Raw genomic sequence first — 19,849 nt, forward strand, 5'->3', positions numbered from 1 at the left:
GCTGTACGTCAGATGACGTATGCGCTTACGTCATGCTGCGTATACCCCGGCGGGGAGGGCGCACGCATTCTTGCGGCGAACCCGGAGCAGACCTGCGCAGACAGGCCGGCAACGACCCAACCGCACGAGGAGCACGACGATGGATGCACAACCGACCCGACTTCTACCCCGCCGGCTGGCGCTGGGCGCCGCCGCGCTCTCGCTGCTGGCCGCCAGCGTATTCAGCCAGGGCGTCATGGCCGATAGCGCCAACACCACCGGCCTGGCCGTGACCGACACCGAAGTGATCGTCGGCCAGCTGCACTCGGCCACTGGCACCATGGCCATCTCGGAAACCGGTTCGATCCAGGCCGAGCGCCTGGCCATCGAGCAGATCAACGCCTCCGGCGGCATCCTCGGTCGGCAGATCAAGGTGATCCAGGAGGACGGCGCCTCCGACTGGCCGACCTTCGCCGAGAAGGCCAAGAAGCTGCTGGTAGGTGACAAGGTCGCCGCCGTGTTCGGCTGCTGGACCTCGGCCTCGCGCAAAGCGGTGCTGCCGGTGTTCGAGAAGGAAAACGGCCTGCTCTACTACCCGACTTTCTACGAGGGCCTGGAGCAGTCGAAGAACGTCATCTACACCGGCCAGGAAGCGACTCAGCAGATCCTCGCCGGCCTCGACTGGATTGCCAAGGAGAAGGGCGCCAAGACCTTCTACCTGATCGGCTCCGACTACATCTGGCCGCGTACCTCGATGAAGATCGCCCGCAAGCACATCGAGAACGTGCTCGGCGGCAAGGTGGTGGGCGAGGAGTACTACCCGCTGGGCAACACCCAGTTCGGCTCGCTGATCAACAAGGTCAAGCTGAAGAAGCCTGATGTGGTGTTCACCGCCGTGGTCGGTGGTTCCAACGTCGCCTTCTACAAGCAGATGAAAGCCGCCGGCGTCACCGCCGCCAAGCAGAACGTTCTGACCCTGTCGGTCACCGAGGACGAGCTGCTCGGCATCGGCGGCGAGAACATGGAAGGCTTCTACGCCTCCATGAAGTACTTCCAGAGCCTGGACAACCCGAACAACGCCGCCTTCGTCGAGGCCTTCAAGGCCAAGTACGGCAAGGATGCAGTTATCGGTGACGTGACCCAGGCCGCCTACCTCGGCCCGTGGCTGTGGAAGGCCGCGGTCGAGAAAGCCGGCAGCTTCGACGTCGACAAGGTCGCCGCCGCCTCGCCAGGTATCGAGCTGAACAGCGCTCCGGAAAGCTACGTGAAGGTCCACGACAACCATCACCTGTGGAGCAAGACCCGCATCGGCCAAGTGCAGAAAGACGGTCAGTTCAAGGTGGTCTACGAGTCCGGCCTGATTGAGCCGAACCCCTTCCCGAAAGGCTACCAGTAAGCGCTGGTTGGGGTGGGGCCTAGTCCCTCACCCCAGCCCTCTCCCATCGGGAGAGGGAGCAGAGCGCGCCGCCGGTTGGCGTCGTGCCTTCCAGTGGCTACGTACAACCCCCTCTCCCCTCGGGAGAGGGCCGGGGTGAGGGCTGAACCGCTCTCGCCATTCTTCCCGCCAGGAGACCATCAACATGGAATGGCTATCGGAATTTGGTGCCATCGCGGCCATGCAGGGCTTCAACGGCTTGTCCGTGTTCTGCGTCCTGCTGCTGATGGCTCTGGGGCTGGCGATCATCTTCGGCCAGATGGGCGTGATCAACATGGCCCACGGCGAGTTCCTCACCATCGGCGCCTACACCACCTTCGTGGTGTCCTCGCTGACCGAACAGTACGCCCCGGCCTTCGGGCCCTATTACTTCTTCTTCGCCATCGCCCTGTCTTTCGTCATCGCCGGTGCCATCGGCTGGCTGGTGGAGTGGGCGATGATCAGCAAGCTGTACCAGCGCCCGCTGGATACCCTGCTGGCCACCTGGGGTCTGTCCCTGGTGATGCAGCAGGCGTTCCGCTCGATCTTCGGGGCGCGCGAGGTCAGCGCCACCCTGCCGGAGTGGCTGATGGGCTCGTGGAACCCTACCGAGACCATCGACATTCCGCGTAACGGCCTGTTCGTGATGGGCCTGACCATTCTCCTCACCGCGACCATCTTCCTCATGCTGTACCGCTCGCGCTGGGGCCTGCAGGTGCGCGCCACCATGCAGAACCGGGTGATGAGCCGCGCGGTGGGCATCAATACCAAGCGCGTCGACCGCATGACCTTCGCCCTCGGCTGCGGCGTGGCCGGCGTGGCCGGCGCGGCTTTCACCACCATCGGCTCCACCGGCCCGACTGCCGGTTCGCTATACATCGTCGATACCTTCCTGGTGGTGGTCTTCGGTGGCGCGGCCAGCCTGTTCGGCACCATCGCCTCGGCGTTCTCCATCGCCCAGGCCCAATCGATCATGGAGTTCTTCATGAGCGGCTCGATGGCCAAGGTGCTGACCCTGTCGGCGGTGATTCTGATTCTGATGATGCGCCCGCAGGGCCTGTTCTCGATCAAAGTGCGTAAATGAGGAACCGCCCATGAACCCGACTCTCGACAAACTCCTGGGCGGCAAGCAGGGCGCCATCGGCCTGGCGGTGCTAGCCGTGCTGATCCTGGTGGTGTTCCCGCTGCTGCTCGACGCCTTCCGCCTGAACATGGTCGGCAAGTACCTGACCTATGCCTTCGTCGCCGTCGGTCTGGTGCTGTGCTGGGGCTATGGCGGCATCCTCAGCCTCGGCCAGGGCATCTTCTTCGGCCTCGGCGGCTACTGCATGGCGATGTTCCTCAAGCTCGAGGCATCCGACCCGGAAAGCACCAAGATCCAGTCCACCCCCGGCATCCCGGACTTCATGGACTGGAACCAGATCACCGAGCTGCCGATGCTCTGGCAGCCGTTCCACAGCTTCGGTTTCACCGTGCTGGCGGTGATCGCGGTGCCGGTGCTGCTGGCCCTGGTGATCGGCCTGACCATGTTCAAGCGCCGCGTCGGTGACGTGTACTTCTCCATCGTCACCCAGGCCATCGCGCTGATCCTCACTGTGCTGATCATTGGCCAGCAAGGCTATACCGGCGGGGTCAACGGCATCACCGACCTGAAGACCCTGATGGGCTGGGATATCCGCACCGACGAGGCCAAGCTGATCCTGTACTTCGTCAGCGCCTTCCTGCTGTTCGGCTGCATCCTGCTGGCGCGCTTCATCATCGCCTCGAAGCTCGGCCGCCTGCTGCTGGCCATGCGCGACAAGGAGGAACGCGTGCGCTTCTCCGGCTACGACGTGGCCAGCTTCAAGATCTTCGTGTTCTGCGTGGGCGCCGCCTTCGCTGCCATCGGCGGGGCGATGTTCACCCTGCAGGTCGGCTTCATGTCGCCGAGCTTCGTCGGCATCGTGCCGTCGATCGAGATGGTCATCTTCGCCGCCGTAGGCGGGCGCCTGTCGCTGCTCGGCGCGGTATACGGCGCGCTGCTGGTCAACTTCGGCAAGACCTACTTCTCCGAGAGCTTCCCCGAACTGTGGCTGTACCTGATGGGCGGCCTGTTCATCGCCGTGGTCATGTACTTCCCCAACGGCCTCGCCGGCCTGTGGGACAGCCACGGCAAGCGCTGGCTGGCGCGCCTCAAGCCGAAGGCCAAGGCGCCGGTGAAGACTGAGTCGGTGGCCAAGCCGGTCGCCAAGGCCGCACCCACTCCCGAACTGGAGACCACCCCATGAGCCCCAATCCCGCTGGCTTCCAGATGCCCAAACCGGTGCTGGCCATCGAGGGCCTGACCGTTTCTTTCGACGGCTTCAAGGCGGTCGATGACCTCAACCTGTACATCGACCGCAACGAGGTGCGCGTGGTCATCGGCCCCAACGGCGCCGGCAAGACCACGGTGCTCGACCTGATCTGCGGCAAGACCAAGGCCACCGCCGGCAGCATCCAGTTCGAGAACCGCGAGCTGACCAAGATGCGCGAGTTCGACATCGTCCGCGCCGGTGTCGGGCGCAAGTTCCAGAACCCGTCGATCTACGAGAACCTGACGGTGTTCGAGAACCTGGAAATGTCCTACCCGGCCGGGCGCAAGGTGTTCGGCGCGCTGTTCTTCAAACGTTCGCAGGCGGTGATCGAGCGGGTCGAGCAGGTGGCCACCGAGATCATGCTCGGCGAGCACCTACACATGCAGGCCGACCTGCTCTCGCACGGCCAGAAGCAGTGGCTAGAGATTGGCATGCTGCTGATGCAGGACCCGCAGCTGCTGATGCTCGACGAGCCGGTGGCCGGCATGAGCGTCAGCGAGCGGGTGGCCACCGCCGAGCTGCTCAAGCGCATCAGCCAGGGTCGCTCGGTGCTGGTCATCGAGCACGACATGGAGTTCGTCAAGAGCATCGCGCACAAGGTCACCGTGCTGCACCAGGGCAAAGTGCTGGCCGAGGGCAGCATGGACGCGGTGCAGAGCAATCCCAAGGTCATCGAGGTGTACCTGGGGCACTAACAGCTCCCCTCTCCCTCCGGGAGAGGGGCCGGGGGTGAGGGTGATTCGGGTTGCACATCCCTCACCCTAACCCTCTCCCAGGGGGAGAGGGGACGGATTGCGTGGCGCCCGGCTCATGGCTGGGGGTCTTCTGAAAGGAGTATCGGTAATGTTCCAGATCAATAACCTCGTCTCCGGCTACGGCCAGAGCCAGATCCTCCACGAACTCAATCTCGACGTGGCGAAGAAGGAAATCGTCGCCGTGATGGGCCGCAACGGCATGGGCAAGACCACCCTGTTCAAGAGCCTGATGGGCGTGCTGCCACAGTGGGGCGGGCAGATCAGCGTCGACGGCCAGGATATCTCCAAGCTGGAGACCCACCAGCGCGTCGAGGCCGGCATCGCCTACGTGCCGCAGGGACGGATGATCTTCCCCAGCATGACCGTGCTGGAGAACATCCAGACCGGCCTGCCGGCGTCGGCCAAGGGCCAGGTGCCGGACGACCTCTACGCGCTGTTCCCGATGCTGCAGGAGATGCGTCACCGCAAGGGCGGCAACCTCTCCGGCGGCCAGCAGCAACAGCTGGCCATCGCCCGCGCGCTGGCCACCAACCCCAAGGTGCTGCTGCTCGACGAGCCGACCGAGGGCATCCAGCCGTCGATCATCAAGGACATCGCCCGCACCCTGAAGGAGATCCGCAACCTGCGTGACCTGACCATCATTGTCTCCGAGCAGGTGCTGTCCTTCACCATGGAAATCGCCGACCGCTTCCTGGTCATCGAGAAGGGCAAGTTCGTCATCGAGGAGGCACGCGACAGGGTCGACGAGGCGACCATCAGCCGCTACCTCTCGGTGTGATTTCAGCCCCTCTCCCGGCCGGGGGAGGGCAGCGCTTCACCTGTTTACGGCCGGCGTGTTCTCCATGCGCCGGCCGCTTTTTCGTGTCTGCACAAAAAGCTGCTGCAAGCCTCTCCATTGCTGGCGCCACGCATACGTTATCCAACGTATTTTCGCCCTCGCTGCGCTCCCCGAGACTGGCCACCGTACCCCGGCGCTTCAATGCGCCGGGCACCACCACAGGTCCCAGGAGCACTGCCATGACCGACACCCTGATCAAGGTCGACCTCAACCAGGCCGCCACCGAGAACGAACAAGTCCACAACCGCTGGCACCCGGACATCCCGATGGCCTGCTGGGTCAAACCGGGCGACGACTTCATCCTGGAAACCTACGACTGGACCGGTGGCGCGATCAAGAACGACGACGACGCCAGCGACGTGCGCGACGTCGACCTGTCCACCGTGCACTACCTGTCCGGCCCGGTGGGCGTGCATGGCGCCCAGCCGGGCGACCTGCTGATCGTCGAGCTGCTCGATATCGGCGCCAAGGCCGAGTCGCAGTGGGGCTTCAACGGCTTCTTCTCGAAGAACAACGGCGGCGGCTTCCTCACCGACTACTTCCCGTCCGCGCAGAAGTCGATCTGGGACTTCGAGGGCATGTTCACCAAGAGCCGGCACATCCCCGGCGTGCGCTTCGCCGGCCTGATCCACCCCGGCCTGATCGGCTGCCTGCCGGACCCCAAGATGCTCGCCGAGTGGAACCGCCGCGAGCAGGAACTGATCGACACCAACCCGACCCGCGTGCCGCCGCTGGCCAACCCGCCGTTCGCCAGCACTGCGCACATGGGCAAGATGACCGGCGCCGCGCGTGACATGGCCGCCGCCACCGGCGCGCGCACCGTGCCGCCGCGTGAGCATGGCGGTAACTGCGACATCAAGGACCTGTCGCGCGGCTCGAAGATCTTCTTCCCGGTCTATGTCGACGGCGCCGGCCTGTCGGTGGGCGACCTGCACTTCAGCCAGGGCGACGGCGAAATCACCTTCTGCGGCGCCATCGAGATGGCCGGCTGGGTGCACATGAAGGTCGAGCTGATCAAGGGCGGCATGGCCAAGTACGGCATCAAGAACCCGATCTTCAAACCCAGCCCGATCGTGCCGACCTACAACAACTTCCTGATCTTCGAAGGCATCTCGGTCGACGACGCCGGCAAGCAGCACTACCTGGACGTCAACCTGGCCTACCAGCAGGCCTGCCTCAACGCCATCAACTACCTGACCAAGTTCGGCTACTCGCCGGCACAGGGCTACTCGCTGCTCGGCTCGGCGCCGGTGCAGGGGCATATCAGCGGCGTGGTCGACATCCCCAACGCCTGCGCCACCCTGTGGCTGCCGACCGACATCTTCGAGTTCGACATCAACCCCAGCGCGAGCGGCCCGACCAAGTACCTGGACGGCAGCACCGACATGCCCATCGCCTACGACAAGTGATGCACCCGCGCACGGCGCCGCGTGCGTCGTGCGCTCCGCTTCCCAGGAGGTCGATATGCCGATCTACGAATACGACTGCCCGCAGTGCGGCGACTTCACCGTGCTGCGGCCGATGGCCGAACGCGACACGCCCTGCGCCTGCCCCTACTGCGAGACCACCAGCGAGCGGGTGATTCTCAGCGCCCCGGGCCTGGCCACCATGCCCGGCAGCCAGCGCCGCGTGCACGAGACCAACGAGCGCTCGCGCCACGCGCCGCAGACCCTCGAAGAGTACAAGGCCAACCGCAAGCACCCGGCCGGCTGCAGCTGCTGTGGCCCGAGCAAGCCGGTCGAGCGGACCAAGGCCAACCCCCACGGCCTCAAGGCCAGCCCCTCGGCGCGGCCGTGGATGATCAGCCACTAGTTTCCAGCCTCAACACAGGAGTTCCGTCATGCGTCACGGCGATATTTCCAGCAGTCCCGATACCGTCGGCGTCGCCGTCGTCAACTACAAGATGCCGCGCCTGCACAGCAAGGCCGAAGTGCTCGACAACGCGCGCAAGATCGCCGAGATGATCAAGGGCATGAAGCTCGGCCTGCCGGGCATGGACCTGGTGGTGTTCCCCGAGTACAGCACCATGGGCATCATGTACGACAAGGACGAGATGATGGCCACCGCGGCGACCATCCCCGGCGAGGAAACGGCGATCTTCTCCGCCGCCTGCCGCGAGGCGAAGACCTGGGGCATCTTCTCGCTCACTGGCGAGCGCCACGAGGAACACCCGCACAAGGCGCCGTACAACACCCTCATCCTGATCAACGACCAGGGCGAGATCGTGCAGAAGTACCGCAAGTGCATCCCCTGGTGCCCCATCGAGGGCTGGTATCCGGGCGACCGTACCTATGTCTCCGAAGGCCCCAAGGGCATGCAGATCAGCCTGATCATCTGCGATGACGGCAACTACCCGGAAATCTGGCGCGACTGCGCTATGAAGGGCGCCGAGCTGATCGTGCGCTGCCAGGGCTACATGTACCCGGCCAAGGAGCAGCAGGTGCTGATGTCCAAGACCATGGCCTGGGCCAACAACTGCTACGTGGCGGTGGCCAACGCCGCCGGCTTCGACGGCGTGTACAGCTACTTCGGCCACTCGGCGATCATCGGCTTCGACGGCCGCACCCTCGGTGAATGCGGCGAGGAGGAAATGGGCATCCAGTACGCCCAGCTGTCGGTCTCGCAGATCCGCGATGCGCGGGCCAACGACCAGTCGCAGAACCACCTGTTCAAGCTGCTCCATCGTGGCTACACCGGCATGTACAACTCCGGCGACGGCGACAAGGGCGTGGCCGACTGCCCGTTCGAGTTCTACCGCACCTGGGTGCTGGACGCGCAGAAGGCCCAGGAGGACGTGGAGAAGCTGACCCGCTCGACCATCGGCGTGGCCGACTGCCCGGTGGGCGAACTGCCGCACTCCGGCAAGGAAAAGGTCGCAGGCTGAGCCATGCCCTTCGCCAACGACCTGCTCGAACACAACCGCCAGCGCCTGGCCGAGGCAGCGCCGGCGGCCACCCTGCAGTCGCGCTTCCTGTTCGAGCCGGGCAAGGTCATGGCCCTGCTGCGCGAGCGCATCGTCGGCCAGGATGCAGTGCTGGAGCAGGTCGAGGCGCTGCTCAAGGTGGTCAAGGCCGATATCGGCGAGCGTGAGCGGCCGCTGTCGGTCAACCTGTTCATGGGCCCCACCGGCGTCGGCAAGACCGAGGTGGTGCGCCTGCTGGCCCAGGCCATCCACGGCCGCGCCGACGCCTTCTGCCGCATCGACATGCACACCCTGGCCCAGGAGCATTACGCCGCCGCCCTGACCGGCGCGCCGCCCGGCTATGTCGGCAGCAAGGAGGGCACCACCCTGTTCGACGCCGAGGCCATCGCCGGTAGCTTCGGTCGGCCCGGTATCGTGTTGTTCGACGAACTGGAGAAGGCCAGCCCCGAGGTGCTGCGCAGCCTGCTCGGCGTGCTGGAGAACGGCCGCCTGACTCTGACCGCCGGCAGCCGCACCCTGGATTTCCGCAACAGCCTGATCTTCATGACCAGCAACGTCGGCGCGCAGCCGGTGCAGCGCCTGCGTGAGCGCTTCGCCCGTGGCTGGCGCAGCTGGCTGGGCCTGCGCGCCGACGAGGCCGGCGAGCGCGAACGCGCGCTTACGCGCAGCTTCGACCCGGAGTTCCTCAACCGCATCGACCGCATCCTCGACTTCCAGAGCCTCGACGACGACTGGCTGGAGGCGCTGCTGGAGATCGAGCTGACCAAGCTCAACCAGCGCCTGGGTCGCCAGGGCCGCTCGCTGTGGCTGGAGGAGGGCGCGGTGGAGTGGTTGTGCCGCGCCCACGACGCGCGCTATGGCGCCCGCGCTCTGGCACGGCGGGTGCGTACCGAACTGGAACCAGCCATCGCCGACTGCGTGCTGCAGGACCCGGCGGCGATCCGTCTGCGTGCCCAGGTAGGAGAGGACGGATTGCGCGTGGTGGTCGAGCACGACTGAGCGAACGGTTAAACTTGCGTCTTTCCGTTTCCGGTTGCTCCCCCATGTCCTTCGAACCCCTCGGCCTGATCGAACCCCTGCTGCGTACCCTGGAGGCGCTCGACTACCGCGAGCCCACGCCGGTGCAGAAACAGGCCATTCCCGCCGTGCTCAAGGGGCGCGACGTGCTCGCCGCGGCGCAGACCGGCACCGGCAAGACCGCCGGCTTCGCCCTGCCGCTGCTGCAGAAGCTGACCATGGAAGGCAGCCAGGTGGCAGCCAACTCGGTGCGCGCGCTGGTGCTGGTGCCAACCCGCGAACTGGCCGAGCAGGTGGCGCAGGCGGTGCAGCAGTACGCGCAGAACCTGCCGCTGCGCACTTACTCGGTGTACGGCGGGGTTAGCATCAACCCGCAGATGATGAAGCTGCGCAAGGGCATCGACCTGCTGGTGGCCACCCCCGGCCGCCTGCTCGACCTGTACCGGCAGAACGCGGTGCGCTTCGACCAGCTGCAGGCGCTGGTGCTGGACGAGGCCGACCGCATGCTCGACCTCGGCTTCGCCAAGGAGCTGGACGAGCTGTTCAGCGCACTGCCGCGCAAGCGCCAGACCCTGCTGTTCTCAGCCACCTTCTCCGACGCCATCCGCCTGATGGCCAAGGAGCTGCTGCGCGACCCGCTGTCCATCGAGGTCAGCCCGCGCAACGCGGCGGCCAAGAGCGTCAAACAGTGGCTGGTGACGGTGGACAAGAAGCGCAAGAGCGAGCTGCTGCTGCACCTGTACCGCGAACGCGGCTGGGACCAGCTGCTGGTATTCGCCAAGACCCGCAAGGGCGTCGACGAGCTGGAGCAGTTGCTGCTGGCTGAAGGCATCGCCGCCGACTCGATCCACGGCGACAAGCCGCAACCGTCGCGCCTGCGCGCGCTGCAGCGGTTCAAGGCCGGCGAGGTACGCGTACTGGCCGCCACCGACGTGGCCGCGCGTGGCCTGGACATCAGCGAGCTGCCGCGGGTGGTCAACCTCGACCTGCCCATCGTCGCCGAGGACTACGTGCACCGCATCGGCCGTACCGGTCGCGCCGGCGCCACCGGCGAGGCGGTGTCGCTGGTCTGCGCCGACGAAGTCGAGCTGCTGGCGGCCATCGAGACGCTGATCGGCCAGATCATCCGCCGCGAGGACGAGCCGGGCTTTGTGCCGGATCACCGGGTACCGCAGACCGCCCCCGGCGGCGCGGTGCTGAAGAAGCCGAAGAAGCCCAAGGTCAAGGTGATCCCCGGGGCCGGCAAGGGCAAGATCCACATGGGCAACTGGTTCGAGGCCGACGACGACAAGCCCAAGGCCAAGGCCGTGCGCGCGGTGCCCAAGTTCGGCGAGAAGCCCAAACCGACGAAGAAGCGCTGACCCGCTAGCCGCCGCGCAGCTGGCCGACGGCGGCGTCGGTCATGTCGTAGATCACCAGGCACACGTGCTCGACCTGGCCCCGGGAGGCGGCCAGCGGCAGCACGGTGAGGTTCTGGTACATGAAGTCGGCCTGGCCGGTGATCGGCCGGTAGCTCTTGAAGCGCAGCAGGTACGGGCGCTGCTGCCACAGGCTGAAGGCGCGGGTGCCCAGGCGCAGCACGCTGTTGACCTTGCGCTCCAGCCAGGCCCGGTCGATCTCCGGGAACAGCTCGAACAGCTCGCGGCCCTGCACCTGGTCGGCGCCCAGGCCGGAATGGTTCTCCATGAAGCTGTTCCACACCTCGATGCGGTACTGGCGATCGAGCACCAGCACACCCACGTCCAGGCACTGGACGATGTCGAGCAGCCAGTGCAGCTCCTGCATGTCGATCTGCGCGCGGCCGGTCATGGGTCACTCCATCAGGTATTGGATCTTGCCGGTCAGCCGGGGCAGCGAGTCCTCGGTGAACAGCAGGAGCAGGTCGAAGTGCACGGCGTGGCCCTCCAGGCCATAGCTGATCTCCACCGCCAGGGTCTTCTTCCAGCGCTCGCGATTGAGCTGGATCAGCTCGCCGATGGCGGCGTGCTGGCCGAGCAGCTGCGGATGGCCCTGGGAGAAACGGATGTCGATCTGCTCGGCGATGCCGGCCAGGCAGGCGCCGATCAGGATGCTGGCCAGGTCCAGGAGCATCTCCGAGGTCTCGCCGGCGTCCTTCGGCTGCCAGCCGAGCAGCTGGGCGATGTCGGCCACTTCCGAGTCATGGAACAGCAGCAGCGCCTCGCCGGCGATGGCCTCGCCGATGAAGCCCTGGCATACGGCGCTGAGGTGCTCGCCACGCCGGGCGTCCTCCAGGGCCATGTGCAGCTCGCTGACCTCGAACAGGTTGACCTGGGGAATCGGCAGCTGCACGAACACGCCCAGCTCGGCAGCCAGCAGGGCGGCGGCGCGGCCCATGGCGACGTTGCTGACCTCGCGCAGAGCGTCGCGGAAGCCGACCTTGAACAGCGGCTCTTCGTGGGCCGGCGCCGTCTCGCCGCTGGCGGGTGGCTGGAACAGGCCGAGGCGTTCGAGGGTGGCGCGCAGCTCCTCGGCCGGCGCCGGCTTCTGAATGAAGCCCAGGGCGCCGAGTTCGGCGACACGCCGCTGGGCCTCGTCCTGGATATCGCCGGAGACCACCAGGATGCGGCAGGCCAGGCCTTCCTCGCGCACCTTGGCCAGCACCTGGTAGCCGTCCATCACCGGCATGGTCAGGTCCAGCAGCACCACCTCGCCCAGGCCCTGGCGAATCGCGGCCATGGCTTCCTCGCCCTGGCTGGCCTGGGTAATGGTCACCGGCCATTCCGGGGGCAGGGCGCGGATCAGCTGCTTGCGCGCCATGGTCGAGTCGTCGCAGACCAGCAGTGGAAGCACTGGAGTCACCTGGTGATAAGCGTTAGGGCAAGCATAGACGGCGTGTCGGCCGGGTCGCGATAGGGGAAAACATGAGGGGGCAGCGGTGACAAGTACCCGGTGCGCTGGCGGCGCTCAGCGCTGTTCGTTGGCCTCGTAGCTGTAGGTGTTGCGCCCGGCGTTCTTGGCGGCGTACATGGCGCGGTCGGCCTGCTGCAGCAGCGATTCGATGTCGTCGCCGTCACGCGGGAACAGGCTGACGCCCATGCTGGCCTGCACCTGCACCTCGTGGCCGTCCATCAGCATGGGCAGCTGGAAGCGCTCGTGCAGCTTGTGCAACACCGCGATCACCCGCTGCGGATCGTCCATCTGCTCGATCAGGATGACGAACTCGTCGCCGCCCAGGCGCGCCACCGTGTCGCTCTCGCGGGTGGCCGAACGCAGCAGGTTGGCCACCGCCTGCAGCACGCGGTCGCCGGCGCCGTGGCCGAGGCTATCGTTGAGCTGCTTGAAGTGATCCAGGTCGACGAACAGCACGGCCAGCGGCATGGCGCTGCGCCGGGCGTTGGCCAGGGCGTGTTCCAGGCGCTCGAAGAACATGCGCCGGTTGGGCAGGCCGGTGAGCGCGTCGTGGCGCGCCAGGTGCTCCAGGGCGTTGCGGCTCTGGTTGAGCTCGTCGAGCTGGTCGAGGATCTCCTCCTGCATCTGCGCGAAGCTGCGCGCCAGCTGGCCCAGTTCGTCCTGGCGCTGCACCGGCAGGGGGCCGCTGCGGCGCTCGCGGGTGAACTGCTCCACGGCCAGGGTGATGCTCTTCAGCGAATGGGTCATGGCTCGCGAGGCGACGATGGCGATGGCCACGGCCAGCAGGCTGGAGAGGATCACCACCTGGATGATGCGCTGGCCGAGGCGGGTGGTTTCCGCCAGTACATGGTCTTCCGGCTGGGCCAGGCCGAGAATGATGAAGCGTTCCGGTGTGCTGGCATTGACGCCGAGGCGGACGAACGCGGCCACCAGGTCGTGCCCGCTGTCGTCGGTGTGGCTGACCAGGCTGCTCTGCTTGCCGTCGCCGAGCAGGGTGGCGACCTCGGGGAACTCCTCCTGGATGAACAGCCGGCGCCCCTGGTCGAAACCGAAGGTGCGGCGATGGTCGGGGTGGATCAGCAGGTCGCCCCAGCGGTTGCTCAGGTACACCTGGTAGTGGCTGGGCAGATCGCTCTTGATCTGGGCGAACAGCTGGTCCAGGTCGACGTTGATCACGATCAGGGCGCCGGCCTTGCCGTCGGCATCGGCCACCGGGGTGGACACGTGCAGGGTCGGCTTGCCCAGGCCCGAGTGGGCGCCCAGCTCATGGTTGATCACGATCGGCGACAGGCGCACCTCGCCCGGCGGCAGGCGCAGGGTGTCGAACACATAGGCGTAGTGGCCCTTCTCCTGCAGCTTGGCACCGCTGATGTGCAGCAGACGCTCGCCGGCGCGGTCGATGCGCACCTGCTCCAGGCCATGGCCGGTGGCGCTGATCAGGCGAATCTGCATGTATTCCGGGTGCACCTGCATCTGCGCGCGGAACAGCTCGGCCAGGTCATCTTCGCTGTGTTCGCGGTGATCCTCGTCCGACACCCGGGGCAGATCGCGCGCTCTGGAGACTTCGGCCATGAGCAGGGCGTCGCGGGCCACGCCGTCGATACTGCCGCGCAGGTTGCGGCCGAGCACCTGGGTGGCGGTGAGCAGGTCACGCTCGGCGGCCTTGAGCAGGGTGGTGCGGCTGCTGCTGTAGGAGTAGTAGCCGGTCAGGCCGCAGACCAGCACACCGAACACCGCCAGCAGACAGCCGAGCTTGAAGGCGATGCCGAACTTCATGGCGCCTCCGTCAACGGCGGGCGTTCGCCGGAGAGAATGCGATCCCACAGGCGGGTGCGGCGCTCGGCGTCCTCCACCGGGCGCAGCCAGATCATGCGCCCGGGCACGCCGCTGCTTTCTTCCTCCTGGAGGGTGTTGGACAGGCCCTGGCGCTCGACCAGGGCGCGGCTCATCGGCGGCTCCAGGGTGAAGTCGATCCAGGCCTCGGCCAGTTTCACGTCCTGGGCGCCGCGGCTGATCGCCCAGCAGTCGAGCCAGGCCAGGGCACCTTCGCGGGGGATCACGTAGCCGACGTCGGCGCCGTTGTCGCGCAGCTGCTTGAGCTGCTGACGCCCGTAGTTGGCGAACAGCAGCGCCACCTTGTGGTCCTTGAACAGGCTGGCGGCCTCCTCGGGCAGCGAATAGAAGGTCAGCACGTTGCGGCGCAGGGCGATCAGCTGCTCGGTGAGCTGGGGGAAGTCGTCGGGCTCGATTCGGAACGGGTCGCGCCCGCGTGCCTGGCTGGCCAGGGAGAAGTTGTGGCTGCTGCCGTTGAAGGCCAGCACCCGGCCCTGCAGTTGCGGGTCCCACAGGCTGGTGATGGACTGCGGCGGCTCGGTGAACTGGCTGCGGTCGTAGATCAGGCCCATCTCCGAATAGGTGTAGGGCACGGCGTAGACCTTGCCGGCGCGGCTGATGCCGGGAATCTTCGGGTAATCGCGGAAGCGCCAGAGCTGGCGGGTGGTGTTGGCGATGCGTGTCGGCTGTAGCGGCTGCAACAGGCCCTGGTCGATGTAGCGATCGATCTCCGCGGTGTTGGCGGCGATCAGGTCGTAGTTGCCGCCCTTGTTCTCCGCCAGCTTGCTGCGCAGCACATCGTCGTTGCCGACCAGGGTGACTTCCACCCGCACGTCGTGCCGTTGCTCGAACTGCGCCACCAGGTCGGCGTCGGCATAGCCGGGCCAGGTCAGCAGCCGCAGCACCGCCTCGCTGGCAGCGGCGAAGCCCGGGGCCAGGGGTAGCAGAACTGCGAGCAACACCAGGATCGGGCGCATGGGGTGGACCGGGAAGCGAGGGGGCGCTTCAGCAGTGTATACGATGGCCAAGTGCCTTGCCCTAACGGCAAAGCGGACGCTCCGCCAGGGCGTTTCGGCCATGGCGTGCTAGCGTTCTTGCTGTCATTCACGGCATGCGAGGGCAGGGAAATGGAAGAGGGCGAATCGCTGATCACGGTGGGGACCACCAAGGTCAACCAGCTGATGGACATGGTGGCGCAGTACGGCGCCGCCTTCGCCGCGAAGATGCTCGCGGCCATCGCTTTCTGGGTGATCGGACGCTGGCTGATCGGCTTCGCCGTCGGCCTGCTGCAGAAAGCCCTGGGCCAGCAGAAGGTCGACCCGACCGTACTGCGCTACGTGGGCAACTTCATCACGGTGACCCTGAACATCCTGCTGGTGATCGGCATCCTCGGCTACTTCGGGGTGCAGACCACCACCTTCGCCGCCCTGATCGCGGCGGTCGGCCTGGCTATCGGCATGGCCTGGTCCGGGCTGCTGGCCAACCTGGCGGCGGGCGGCTTCATCATCGTGCTGCGGCCGTTCAAGGTCGGCGACTTCATCTGCGCGGGCGGGGTCACCGGCACCGTCACCGAGATCGGCCTGTTCGTCACCGCGATCAACACTCCGGACAACGTGCTGACCCTGGTGGGCAACAACAAGATCTTCAGCGACAACATCCAGAACTTCTCGCACAACGCCTTCCGCCGCGTCGACCTGACAGCGCAGCTGTCCGGTGCGGCCGACTGGAAGAGCGCCGCGGCCCTGCTCAGGCAGCGCATCGCGGCCATCGACAACGTGCTGGCGACGCCGGCGGTGGATGTGGAGATCCTCGAGTTCAACCTGGTCGGCCCGGTGCTGGCGGTGCGGCCCTACTGTCACACCGATCACTACTGGCAGGTCTACTTCGACAGCAACAAGGTGATCAAGGATGCCCTCGGCGAGGCCGGCTTCCCGGCGCCGATGGCGGCGCAGACGGTGATCGTGCAGCAGGCTGCCGGCTGAGGGCCGGCCTCAGGCGCTCTGCTGCTGCGGGGCGTCCAGCGTCTTGAGCTCTTCACGAACCTGCGCCAGGCAGGCCTGGTGCAGGTTGCGGTAGTGCTTGGGCGCGCGCCGCGCGTACTGCTCGATCTGCTCCAGCTGGGCGCGGGCCTCATTGGTGCGGTTGGCCTGGCGCAGCAGCTGGGCGTAGTGGTAGCGCGCCTCGGGGCCGGCGAAGTGGCCGAGCAGGGCGTGGAACTCCTCCTCGGCCTTGGCCAGCTCGCCGAGCCGGCTCAGGGCGCGGGCATACAGCAGGTGGCCGTCGGCGGAGCGGAACTGCGGGTTGTGCTGGATCAGCTGGTCCAGCGTCTCGCGGCAAGCGGCGGCGTTGTCCAGGGCGAACTGGGCGCGGGCCAGGCCGAGCATGATGTCCGGCGCATGGCTGTGCACACCGCGCAGGGCGGCGCGGTAGTGGTCGGCGGCCTCGGCGGGCTGCTCCAGGCGCAGCAGCTCATCGGCCAGCTGCACCCGGGTCTCGCGGGTGTCGCTCAGGTCCAGGGCGTCGCGCAGGGCGCGCAGATGGCGTTCCGGGTCGAGGCGGTCGTGCAGCTGGTTGATTGCGCGGCGGCCGCTGCGGCTGCCGAGCATGTCCGGCAGCATGATGCCGAGGAAGTAGATCAGGCAGCCGAGGCCGGGCAGGGCGATGATCAGGTACAGCCAGTAGCGCTCCTGGCCGCTACGGACCACGTGCAGGCCACAGACGATCTGGCAGGCGATGAGCAGCAGCGCGAGCAGGGGCATGGGCGAAACATCCTTGTTGGGTGGGGCCTCTGTGTAGCATGGCGCCGCGCCACTGTCATCGGCGCCGCGGGCGTTACGAGCGGTCGACCCACTTGGGCGCCACGGTGGGCTGCCAGGCTTCCAGGCGGTCGAGCAGCTCGGCCGGCGATTCGCCGACCTGCAGCATGGCGCGGTGCGGTTCGCGGACGAAGCGCTCGGCCACCAGGTGGTCGAGGAAGTCGGTCAGGCGCGCGTAGAAGCCGTCCACCTCCAGCAGGCCCAGGGGCTTGGCGTGGTAGCCGAGCTGGCCCCAGGTCCACACCTCGAACATCTCTTCCAGGGTGCCGAGGCCGCCGGGCAGGGAGATGAAGGCGTCGGCCAGTTCGGCCATGCGTGCCTTGCGCGCGTGCATGCCGTCCACCACCTCCAGGCGGGTCAGGCCCTTGTGGCCGATCTCGGCGCGCTCCAGGCTCTGCGGGATGATGCCGATCACTTCGCCACCGGCGGCCAGGGCCGCGTCCGCCGCCACGCCCATCAGGCCAACGGCGCCGCCGCCGTAGATCAAGGTCAGGCCGCGCTCGGCCAGGCTGCGGCCGAGGTTCTCGGCGGCCTCACGGTAGATCGGGCGCGCGCCGGGACTGGCGCCGCAGAACACGCAGACGGACTTCAGGCTCATGCAGGGTGCTCCCAGGCGAAAAAGGCTGCACAGGGTAACCCTGTCCGATCGGTCAGGCGAGCTCTTGCGGGCAGGTGCCGCTGGCGCCGGCCGCGTAGCAGGCCAGCAGGGCGTAGAGGAAATCGTGGATGGGCATGGCGGCATCTCCGCTTGGGGCTGGCCGTCAGATTAGGCCGACCCTGCGGCACCGGCCCGTAGATTATCTCGATGGCCGTCATAGCCATTAGCGCGGCAGGTTGGTCAGGTCCTTGTGCGGCCGTTCGGCGAAGAAGCGATCCAGCCAGGGCTGGTAATGGGCCAGGGTGCGCGGTGGCATATAGGCCTTCTGCGCCTCGATGAACAGGGCGATGACCTCGGGCAGGCGGGCGATGCGGTCGATCTGGCGGACCAGCTCGGCGCCCTCGGCGTTCTTGCTGCAGTAGATGCCGCTGACATAGGGCGAGCTGGCCTCGGCCAGCGGCAGCAGGCTCAGGCCCTGGGCCACGCCCTGCTGGCGCTGCACGTACTGCACCACCTCGGCGTAGTCCAGCAGGTAGTCGATACGGTGGTGTTCGAGCATGCCGTAGAGGTTGCTGCCGGCGCTGCTGGTCTGGATGCGCTGCAGCTGCGGCTGGGCTTCGGCAGCCTGCAGCAGCGGGTCGAGGATCGGTCCGTAGCTGCGATCACGAACCAGGCCGCCGCGCAGCTGGCTGTCGCGCAATAGCTGGCGGAGCGACACCTCGTCCTTGCCCTGGGCGAAGCGCTGCAGGTCGGCGGTGCGCACCACCAGCTGGTGCGGCATGGCGACGAACAGGCCGACGTAGTAGCCGTGCTGGTCGCGCTCGGGGGTGGGGAAGGTCGGCAGGAAGCAGCTCAGCGGCTCGCGCTTGAGCTGCTCCAGGCCGCGGGTGAGGTTGTTCAGGCGGAGGTTGTGGCGGTATTGCGGCAGTCGCTGAGTGATCTGCTGCAGCAGGTCGACGATGATGCCGTCGCTGGGCCGGCCGTCCTGCATGTTGATCAGGCCCGGCCAGGGGCTCATGTTCCAGGTCACTTCCAGGCCTTGCGGCTGCGCACCGTGGGCGATCGAGGAGCACAACAGCAGCAGGCCGATCAGCGCGCGGCGAGGACGAACAGGCATGGCGGGAACCGTGGGGATGGACCCCGCCAGTCTAGCAAGGGCGTGCCGGGCACGCCCGTGAGCATCTTCTCAGCTGGCCAGCAGCCAGACCCCGGCACCCGCCGAAGCTGTGCCGGCCAGGCGTACCAGCGGTGCGGCGGCACGCGGCAGGTAACGCACTACCGCGTAGCCCAGGCCGTGCAGGGCGGCGGTGGCGGCCACGAAGCCGACGGCATAGCCCCAGGGGCTGGCCAGCTCCGGCAGCTCCAGGCCATGGGCCACGCCGTGGCTCAGGGCGAACAGGCCGGTGAGGCCGAGCGACACCGCCAGCGGCAGGCGCGCGGCAACCGCCACCAGCAGGCCGAAGGCCAGCACCGAGCCGGCGATGCCGGTCTCCATCAGGGGGATTTCCACGCCGGAGAAGCCGAGCAGGCCGCCGAGCAGCATGGTGGCGACGAAGGTGCCCGGCAGCGCCCAGCGCGCCGCGCCGCTCTGCTGCGCGGCCCACAGGCCGACGGCGAGCATCGCCAGCAGGTGGTCGAGACCGGTGATCGGGTGGGCGACGCCTGCCATCAGGCCGGAGTGGTCGTGGCCGGCATGGGCGAAGGCCAGCGCCGGGCTGAGGAACAGGGCGATGGCGAACAGGGTTTTGCGCAGATTCATTGGTGGGTACTCCTGGTAAGGCATGGCGTTGGCGGGGTGTCCCTCACCCCAGCCCTCTCCCGAGGGGAGAGGGCGTCATGGCTCAGGCGGCACTGAGCATGCCGTGGCGTTCGATAAAGGCGATGATCTCGTCGAGACCCTGGCCGACCTTCTGGTTGCTGAACACGAACGGCTTGTCGCCGCGCATCTTGCGGGCGTCGCGGTCCATCACTTCCAGGGAGGCGCCGACCATGGGCGCCAGGTCGACCTTGTTGATCACCAGCAGGTCGGACTTGCAGATGCCCGGGCCGCCCTTGCGCGGCAGCTTGTCGCCGGCGGACACGTCGATCACGTACAGGGTCAGGTCGGACAGCTCGGGGCTGAAGGTGGCGGACAGGTTGTCGCCGCCGGATTCGACGATGATCAGGTCGAGGCCGGGGAAGCGTCGGTTGAGCTGGTCGACCGCCTCCAGGTTGATCGAGGCGTCCTCGCGGATCGCCGTGTGCGGGCAGCCGCCGGTCTCCACGCCGATGATGCGCTCGGGCGCCAGGGCCTCGTTGCGCACGAGGAACTGGGCGTCTTCCTGGGTGTAGATGTCGTTGGTGACCACGGCGATGTTGTAGCGCTCGCGCAGGGCCTGGCACAGGGCCAGGGTCAGGGCGGTCTTGCCCGATCCGACCGGGCCGCCGATGCCGACGCGCAGGGGTTGGCTGTTCATGGCGTGTTTCCTTTTC

General features: G+C 67.0%; 20 protein-coding genes. 11 read left to right on the plus strand and 9 right to left on the minus strand.

Annotated elements, in window-relative coordinates; genetic code table 11:
- Window positions 1–139: 139 nt before the first annotated feature.
- The 10 genes from urtA to FFS62_RS00915 all read left to right on the plus strand — a co-directional run bounded on the left by urtA (window position 140) and on the right by FFS62_RS00915 (window position 10,620).
- A complete protein-coding gene (urtA, locus tag FFS62_RS00870) occupies window positions 140–1,375 on the plus strand; it encodes an urea ABC transporter substrate-binding protein (RefSeq protein ID WP_137970931.1) in 1,236 nt (411 codons plus the stop codon).
- Between the two features lie 184 nt (window positions 1,376–1,559).
- The gene (urtB, locus tag FFS62_RS00875; protein ID WP_171016244.1) at window positions 1,560–2,477 is read left to right on the plus strand and encodes an urea ABC transporter permease subunit UrtB; all 918 of its coding nucleotides are present in this window, start codon (window positions 1,560–1,562) and stop codon (window positions 2,475–2,477) included.
- A 10-nt stretch (window positions 2,478–2,487) separates the two neighbouring features.
- On the plus strand, window positions 2,488–3,660 hold the full coding sequence (gene urtC / locus FFS62_RS00880) for an urea ABC transporter permease subunit UrtC (protein ID WP_137970932.1): 1,173 nt from the start codon (window positions 2,488–2,490) through the stop codon (window positions 3,658–3,660).
- A complete protein-coding gene (gene urtD / locus FFS62_RS00885) occupies window positions 3,657–4,421 on the plus strand; it encodes an urea ABC transporter ATP-binding protein UrtD (RefSeq protein WP_137970933.1) in 765 nt (254 codons plus the stop codon). Before urtC ends, urtD begins: the two co-directional genes overlap by 4 nt.
- Window positions 4,422–4,569: 148 nt before the next feature.
- Window positions 4,570–5,259, plus strand: a complete 690-nt coding sequence (urtE, locus tag FFS62_RS00890; protein ID WP_137970934.1) for an urea ABC transporter ATP-binding subunit UrtE — start codon at window positions 4,570–4,572, stop codon at window positions 5,257–5,259.
- A 239-nt stretch (window positions 5,260–5,498) separates the two neighbouring features.
- Window positions 5,499–6,728, plus strand: a complete 1,230-nt coding sequence (fmdA, locus tag FFS62_RS00895) for a formamidase (RefSeq protein ID WP_137970935.1) — start codon at window positions 5,499–5,501, stop codon at window positions 6,726–6,728.
- A 55-nt stretch (window positions 6,729–6,783) separates the two neighbouring features.
- A complete protein-coding gene (locus tag FFS62_RS00900) occupies window positions 6,784–7,131 on the plus strand; it encodes a zinc ribbon domain-containing protein (RefSeq protein WP_043308868.1) in 348 nt (115 codons plus the stop codon).
- A gap of 28 nt (window positions 7,132–7,159) precedes the next feature.
- The gene (locus FFS62_RS00905; protein ID WP_137970936.1) at window positions 7,160–8,203 is read left to right on the plus strand and encodes an aliphatic amidase; all 1,044 of its coding nucleotides are present in this window, start codon (window positions 7,160–7,162) and stop codon (window positions 8,201–8,203) included.
- 3 nt (window positions 8,204–8,206) lie between these two features.
- Window positions 8,207–9,241 (plus strand): AAA family ATPase, encoded by a 1,035-nt coding sequence (locus tag FFS62_RS00910; RefSeq protein WP_137970937.1) that lies wholly within the window; start codon window positions 8,207–8,209, stop codon window positions 9,239–9,241.
- A gap of 44 nt (window positions 9,242–9,285) precedes the next feature.
- Window positions 9,286–10,620, plus strand: coding sequence for a DEAD/DEAH box helicase (locus FFS62_RS00915; protein ID WP_137970938.1), 1,335 nt, complete (start codon window positions 9,286–9,288; stop codon window positions 10,618–10,620).
- A 4-nt stretch (window positions 10,621–10,624) separates the two neighbouring features.
- Here the strand turns inward: FFS62_RS00915 and FFS62_RS00920 are convergent, their stop codons facing one another.
- The 4 genes from FFS62_RS00920 to FFS62_RS00935 form a co-directional block, all read right to left on the minus strand.
- Complete coding sequence (locus tag FFS62_RS00920; protein WP_137970939.1) at window positions 10,625–11,068, minus strand: PAS domain-containing protein; 444 nt, start codon at window positions 11,066–11,068, stop codon at window positions 10,625–10,627.
- Between the two features lie 3 nt (window positions 11,069–11,071).
- Window positions 11,072–12,070 (minus strand): response regulator, encoded by a 999-nt coding sequence (locus FFS62_RS00925; RefSeq protein ID WP_137970940.1) that lies wholly within the window; start codon window positions 12,068–12,070, stop codon window positions 11,072–11,074.
- A 114-nt stretch (window positions 12,071–12,184) separates the two neighbouring features.
- The gene (locus FFS62_RS00930; protein WP_137970941.1) at window positions 12,185–13,906 is read right to left on the minus strand and encodes a diguanylate cyclase domain-containing protein; all 1,722 of its coding nucleotides are present in this window, start codon (window positions 13,904–13,906) and stop codon (window positions 12,185–12,187) included.
- The gene (locus FFS62_RS00935; protein WP_137970942.1) at window positions 13,903–14,940 is read right to left on the minus strand and encodes a PotD/PotF family extracellular solute-binding protein; all 1,038 of its coding nucleotides are present in this window, start codon (window positions 14,938–14,940) and stop codon (window positions 13,903–13,905) included. The genes FFS62_RS00930 and FFS62_RS00935 overlap by 4 nt, the downstream gene beginning before the upstream one ends.
- Before the next feature lie 150 nt (window positions 14,941–15,090).
- Between FFS62_RS00935 and FFS62_RS00940 the strand changes: the two genes are divergently transcribed.
- Entirely contained in the window at window positions 15,091–15,945 is an 855-nt protein-coding gene (locus tag FFS62_RS00940) for a mechanosensitive ion channel family protein (protein WP_137970943.1), read from the plus strand.
- A 9-nt stretch (window positions 15,946–15,954) separates the two neighbouring features.
- Here the strand turns inward: FFS62_RS00940 and FFS62_RS00945 are convergent, their stop codons facing one another.
- From FFS62_RS00945 to ureG, 5 genes are all read right to left on the minus strand, one after another.
- Window positions 15,955–16,722: a tetratricopeptide repeat protein gene (locus FFS62_RS00945; protein WP_137970944.1), complete on the minus strand. Its 768-nt coding sequence runs from the start codon at window positions 16,720–16,722 to the stop codon at window positions 15,955–15,957.
- 73 nt (window positions 16,723–16,795) lie between these two features.
- Window positions 16,796–17,377, minus strand: a complete 582-nt coding sequence (locus FFS62_RS00950) for a TIGR00730 family Rossman fold protein (RefSeq protein ID WP_137970945.1) — start codon at window positions 17,375–17,377, stop codon at window positions 16,796–16,798.
- 223 nt (window positions 17,378–17,600) lie between these two features.
- Window positions 17,601–18,494 (minus strand): hypothetical protein, encoded by an 894-nt coding sequence (locus tag FFS62_RS00955; protein WP_137970946.1) that lies wholly within the window; start codon window positions 18,492–18,494, stop codon window positions 17,601–17,603.
- A gap of 69 nt (window positions 18,495–18,563) precedes the next feature.
- Window positions 18,564–19,136 carry a HupE/UreJ family protein gene (locus FFS62_RS00960; RefSeq protein ID WP_137970947.1) on the minus strand — a complete coding sequence of 191 codons (573 nt, stop codon included), beginning with the start codon at window positions 19,134–19,136 and terminating at the stop codon, window positions 18,564–18,566.
- Window positions 19,137–19,218: 82 nt separating this feature from the next.
- Window positions 19,219–19,833, minus strand: coding sequence for an urease accessory protein UreG (ureG, locus tag FFS62_RS00965; RefSeq protein ID WP_137970948.1), 615 nt, complete (start codon window positions 19,831–19,833; stop codon window positions 19,219–19,221).
- Between the last annotated feature and the right edge of the window lie 16 nt (window positions 19,834–19,849).

It is taken from the genome of Pseudomonas sp. F(2018) (genome assembly GCF_005508865.1).
In the GTDB taxonomy this organism is placed as follows: domain Bacteria; phylum Pseudomonadota; class Gammaproteobacteria; order Pseudomonadales; family Pseudomonadaceae; genus Aquipseudomonas.

Coding starts and splice junctions, on each gene's coding strand:
- FFS62_RS00910 (WP_137970937.1), top strand. CDS start 8,207: ATGCCCTTCGCCAACGACCTGCTCGAACACAACCGCCAGCGCCTGGCC.
- FFS62_RS00900 (WP_043308868.1), top strand. CDS start 6,784: ATGCCGATCTACGAATACGACTGCCCGCAGTGCGGCGACTTCACCGTG.
- FFS62_RS00945 (WP_137970944.1), bottom strand. CDS start 16,722: ATGCCCCTGCTCGCGCTGCTGCTCATCGCCTGCCAGATCGTCTGTGGC.
- urtB (WP_171016244.1), top strand. CDS start 1,560: ATGGAATGGCTATCGGAATTTGGTGCCATCGCGGCCATGCAGGGCTTC.
- FFS62_RS00920 (WP_137970939.1), bottom strand. CDS start 11,068: ATGACCGGCCGCGCGCAGATCGACATGCAGGAGCTGCACTGGCTGCTC.
- urtC (WP_137970932.1), top strand. CDS start 2,488: ATGAACCCGACTCTCGACAAACTCCTGGGCGGCAAGCAGGGCGCCATC.
- FFS62_RS00935 (WP_137970942.1), bottom strand. CDS start 14,940: ATGCGCCCGATCCTGGTGTTGCTCGCAGTTCTGCTACCCCTGGCCCCG.
- FFS62_RS00915 (WP_137970938.1), top strand. CDS start 9,286: ATGTCCTTCGAACCCCTCGGCCTGATCGAACCCCTGCTGCGTACCCTG.
- FFS62_RS00930 (WP_137970941.1), bottom strand. CDS start 13,906: ATGAAGTTCGGCATCGCCTTCAAGCTCGGCTGTCTGCTGGCGGTGTTC.
- urtA (WP_137970931.1), top strand. CDS start 140: ATGGATGCACAACCGACCCGACTTCTACCCCGCCGGCTGGCGCTGGGC.
- urtE (WP_137970934.1), top strand. CDS start 4,570: ATGTTCCAGATCAATAACCTCGTCTCCGGCTACGGCCAGAGCCAGATC.
- FFS62_RS00940 (WP_137970943.1), top strand. CDS start 15,091: ATGGAAGAGGGCGAATCGCTGATCACGGTGGGGACCACCAAGGTCAAC.
- urtD (WP_137970933.1), top strand. CDS start 3,657: ATGAGCCCCAATCCCGCTGGCTTCCAGATGCCCAAACCGGTGCTGGCC.
- fmdA (WP_137970935.1), top strand. CDS start 5,499: ATGACCGACACCCTGATCAAGGTCGACCTCAACCAGGCCGCCACCGAG.
- FFS62_RS00955 (WP_137970946.1), bottom strand. CDS start 18,494: ATGCCTGTTCGTCCTCGCCGCGCGCTGATCGGCCTGCTGCTGTTGTGC.
- FFS62_RS00960 (WP_137970947.1), bottom strand. CDS start 19,136: ATGAATCTGCGCAAAACCCTGTTCGCCATCGCCCTGTTCCTCAGCCCG.
- FFS62_RS00905 (WP_137970936.1), top strand. CDS start 7,160: ATGCGTCACGGCGATATTTCCAGCAGTCCCGATACCGTCGGCGTCGCC.
- ureG (WP_137970948.1), bottom strand. CDS start 19,833: ATGAACAGCCAACCCCTGCGCGTCGGCATCGGCGGCCCGGTCGGATCG.
- FFS62_RS00950 (WP_137970945.1), bottom strand. CDS start 17,377: ATGAGCCTGAAGTCCGTCTGCGTGTTCTGCGGCGCCAGTCCCGGCGCG.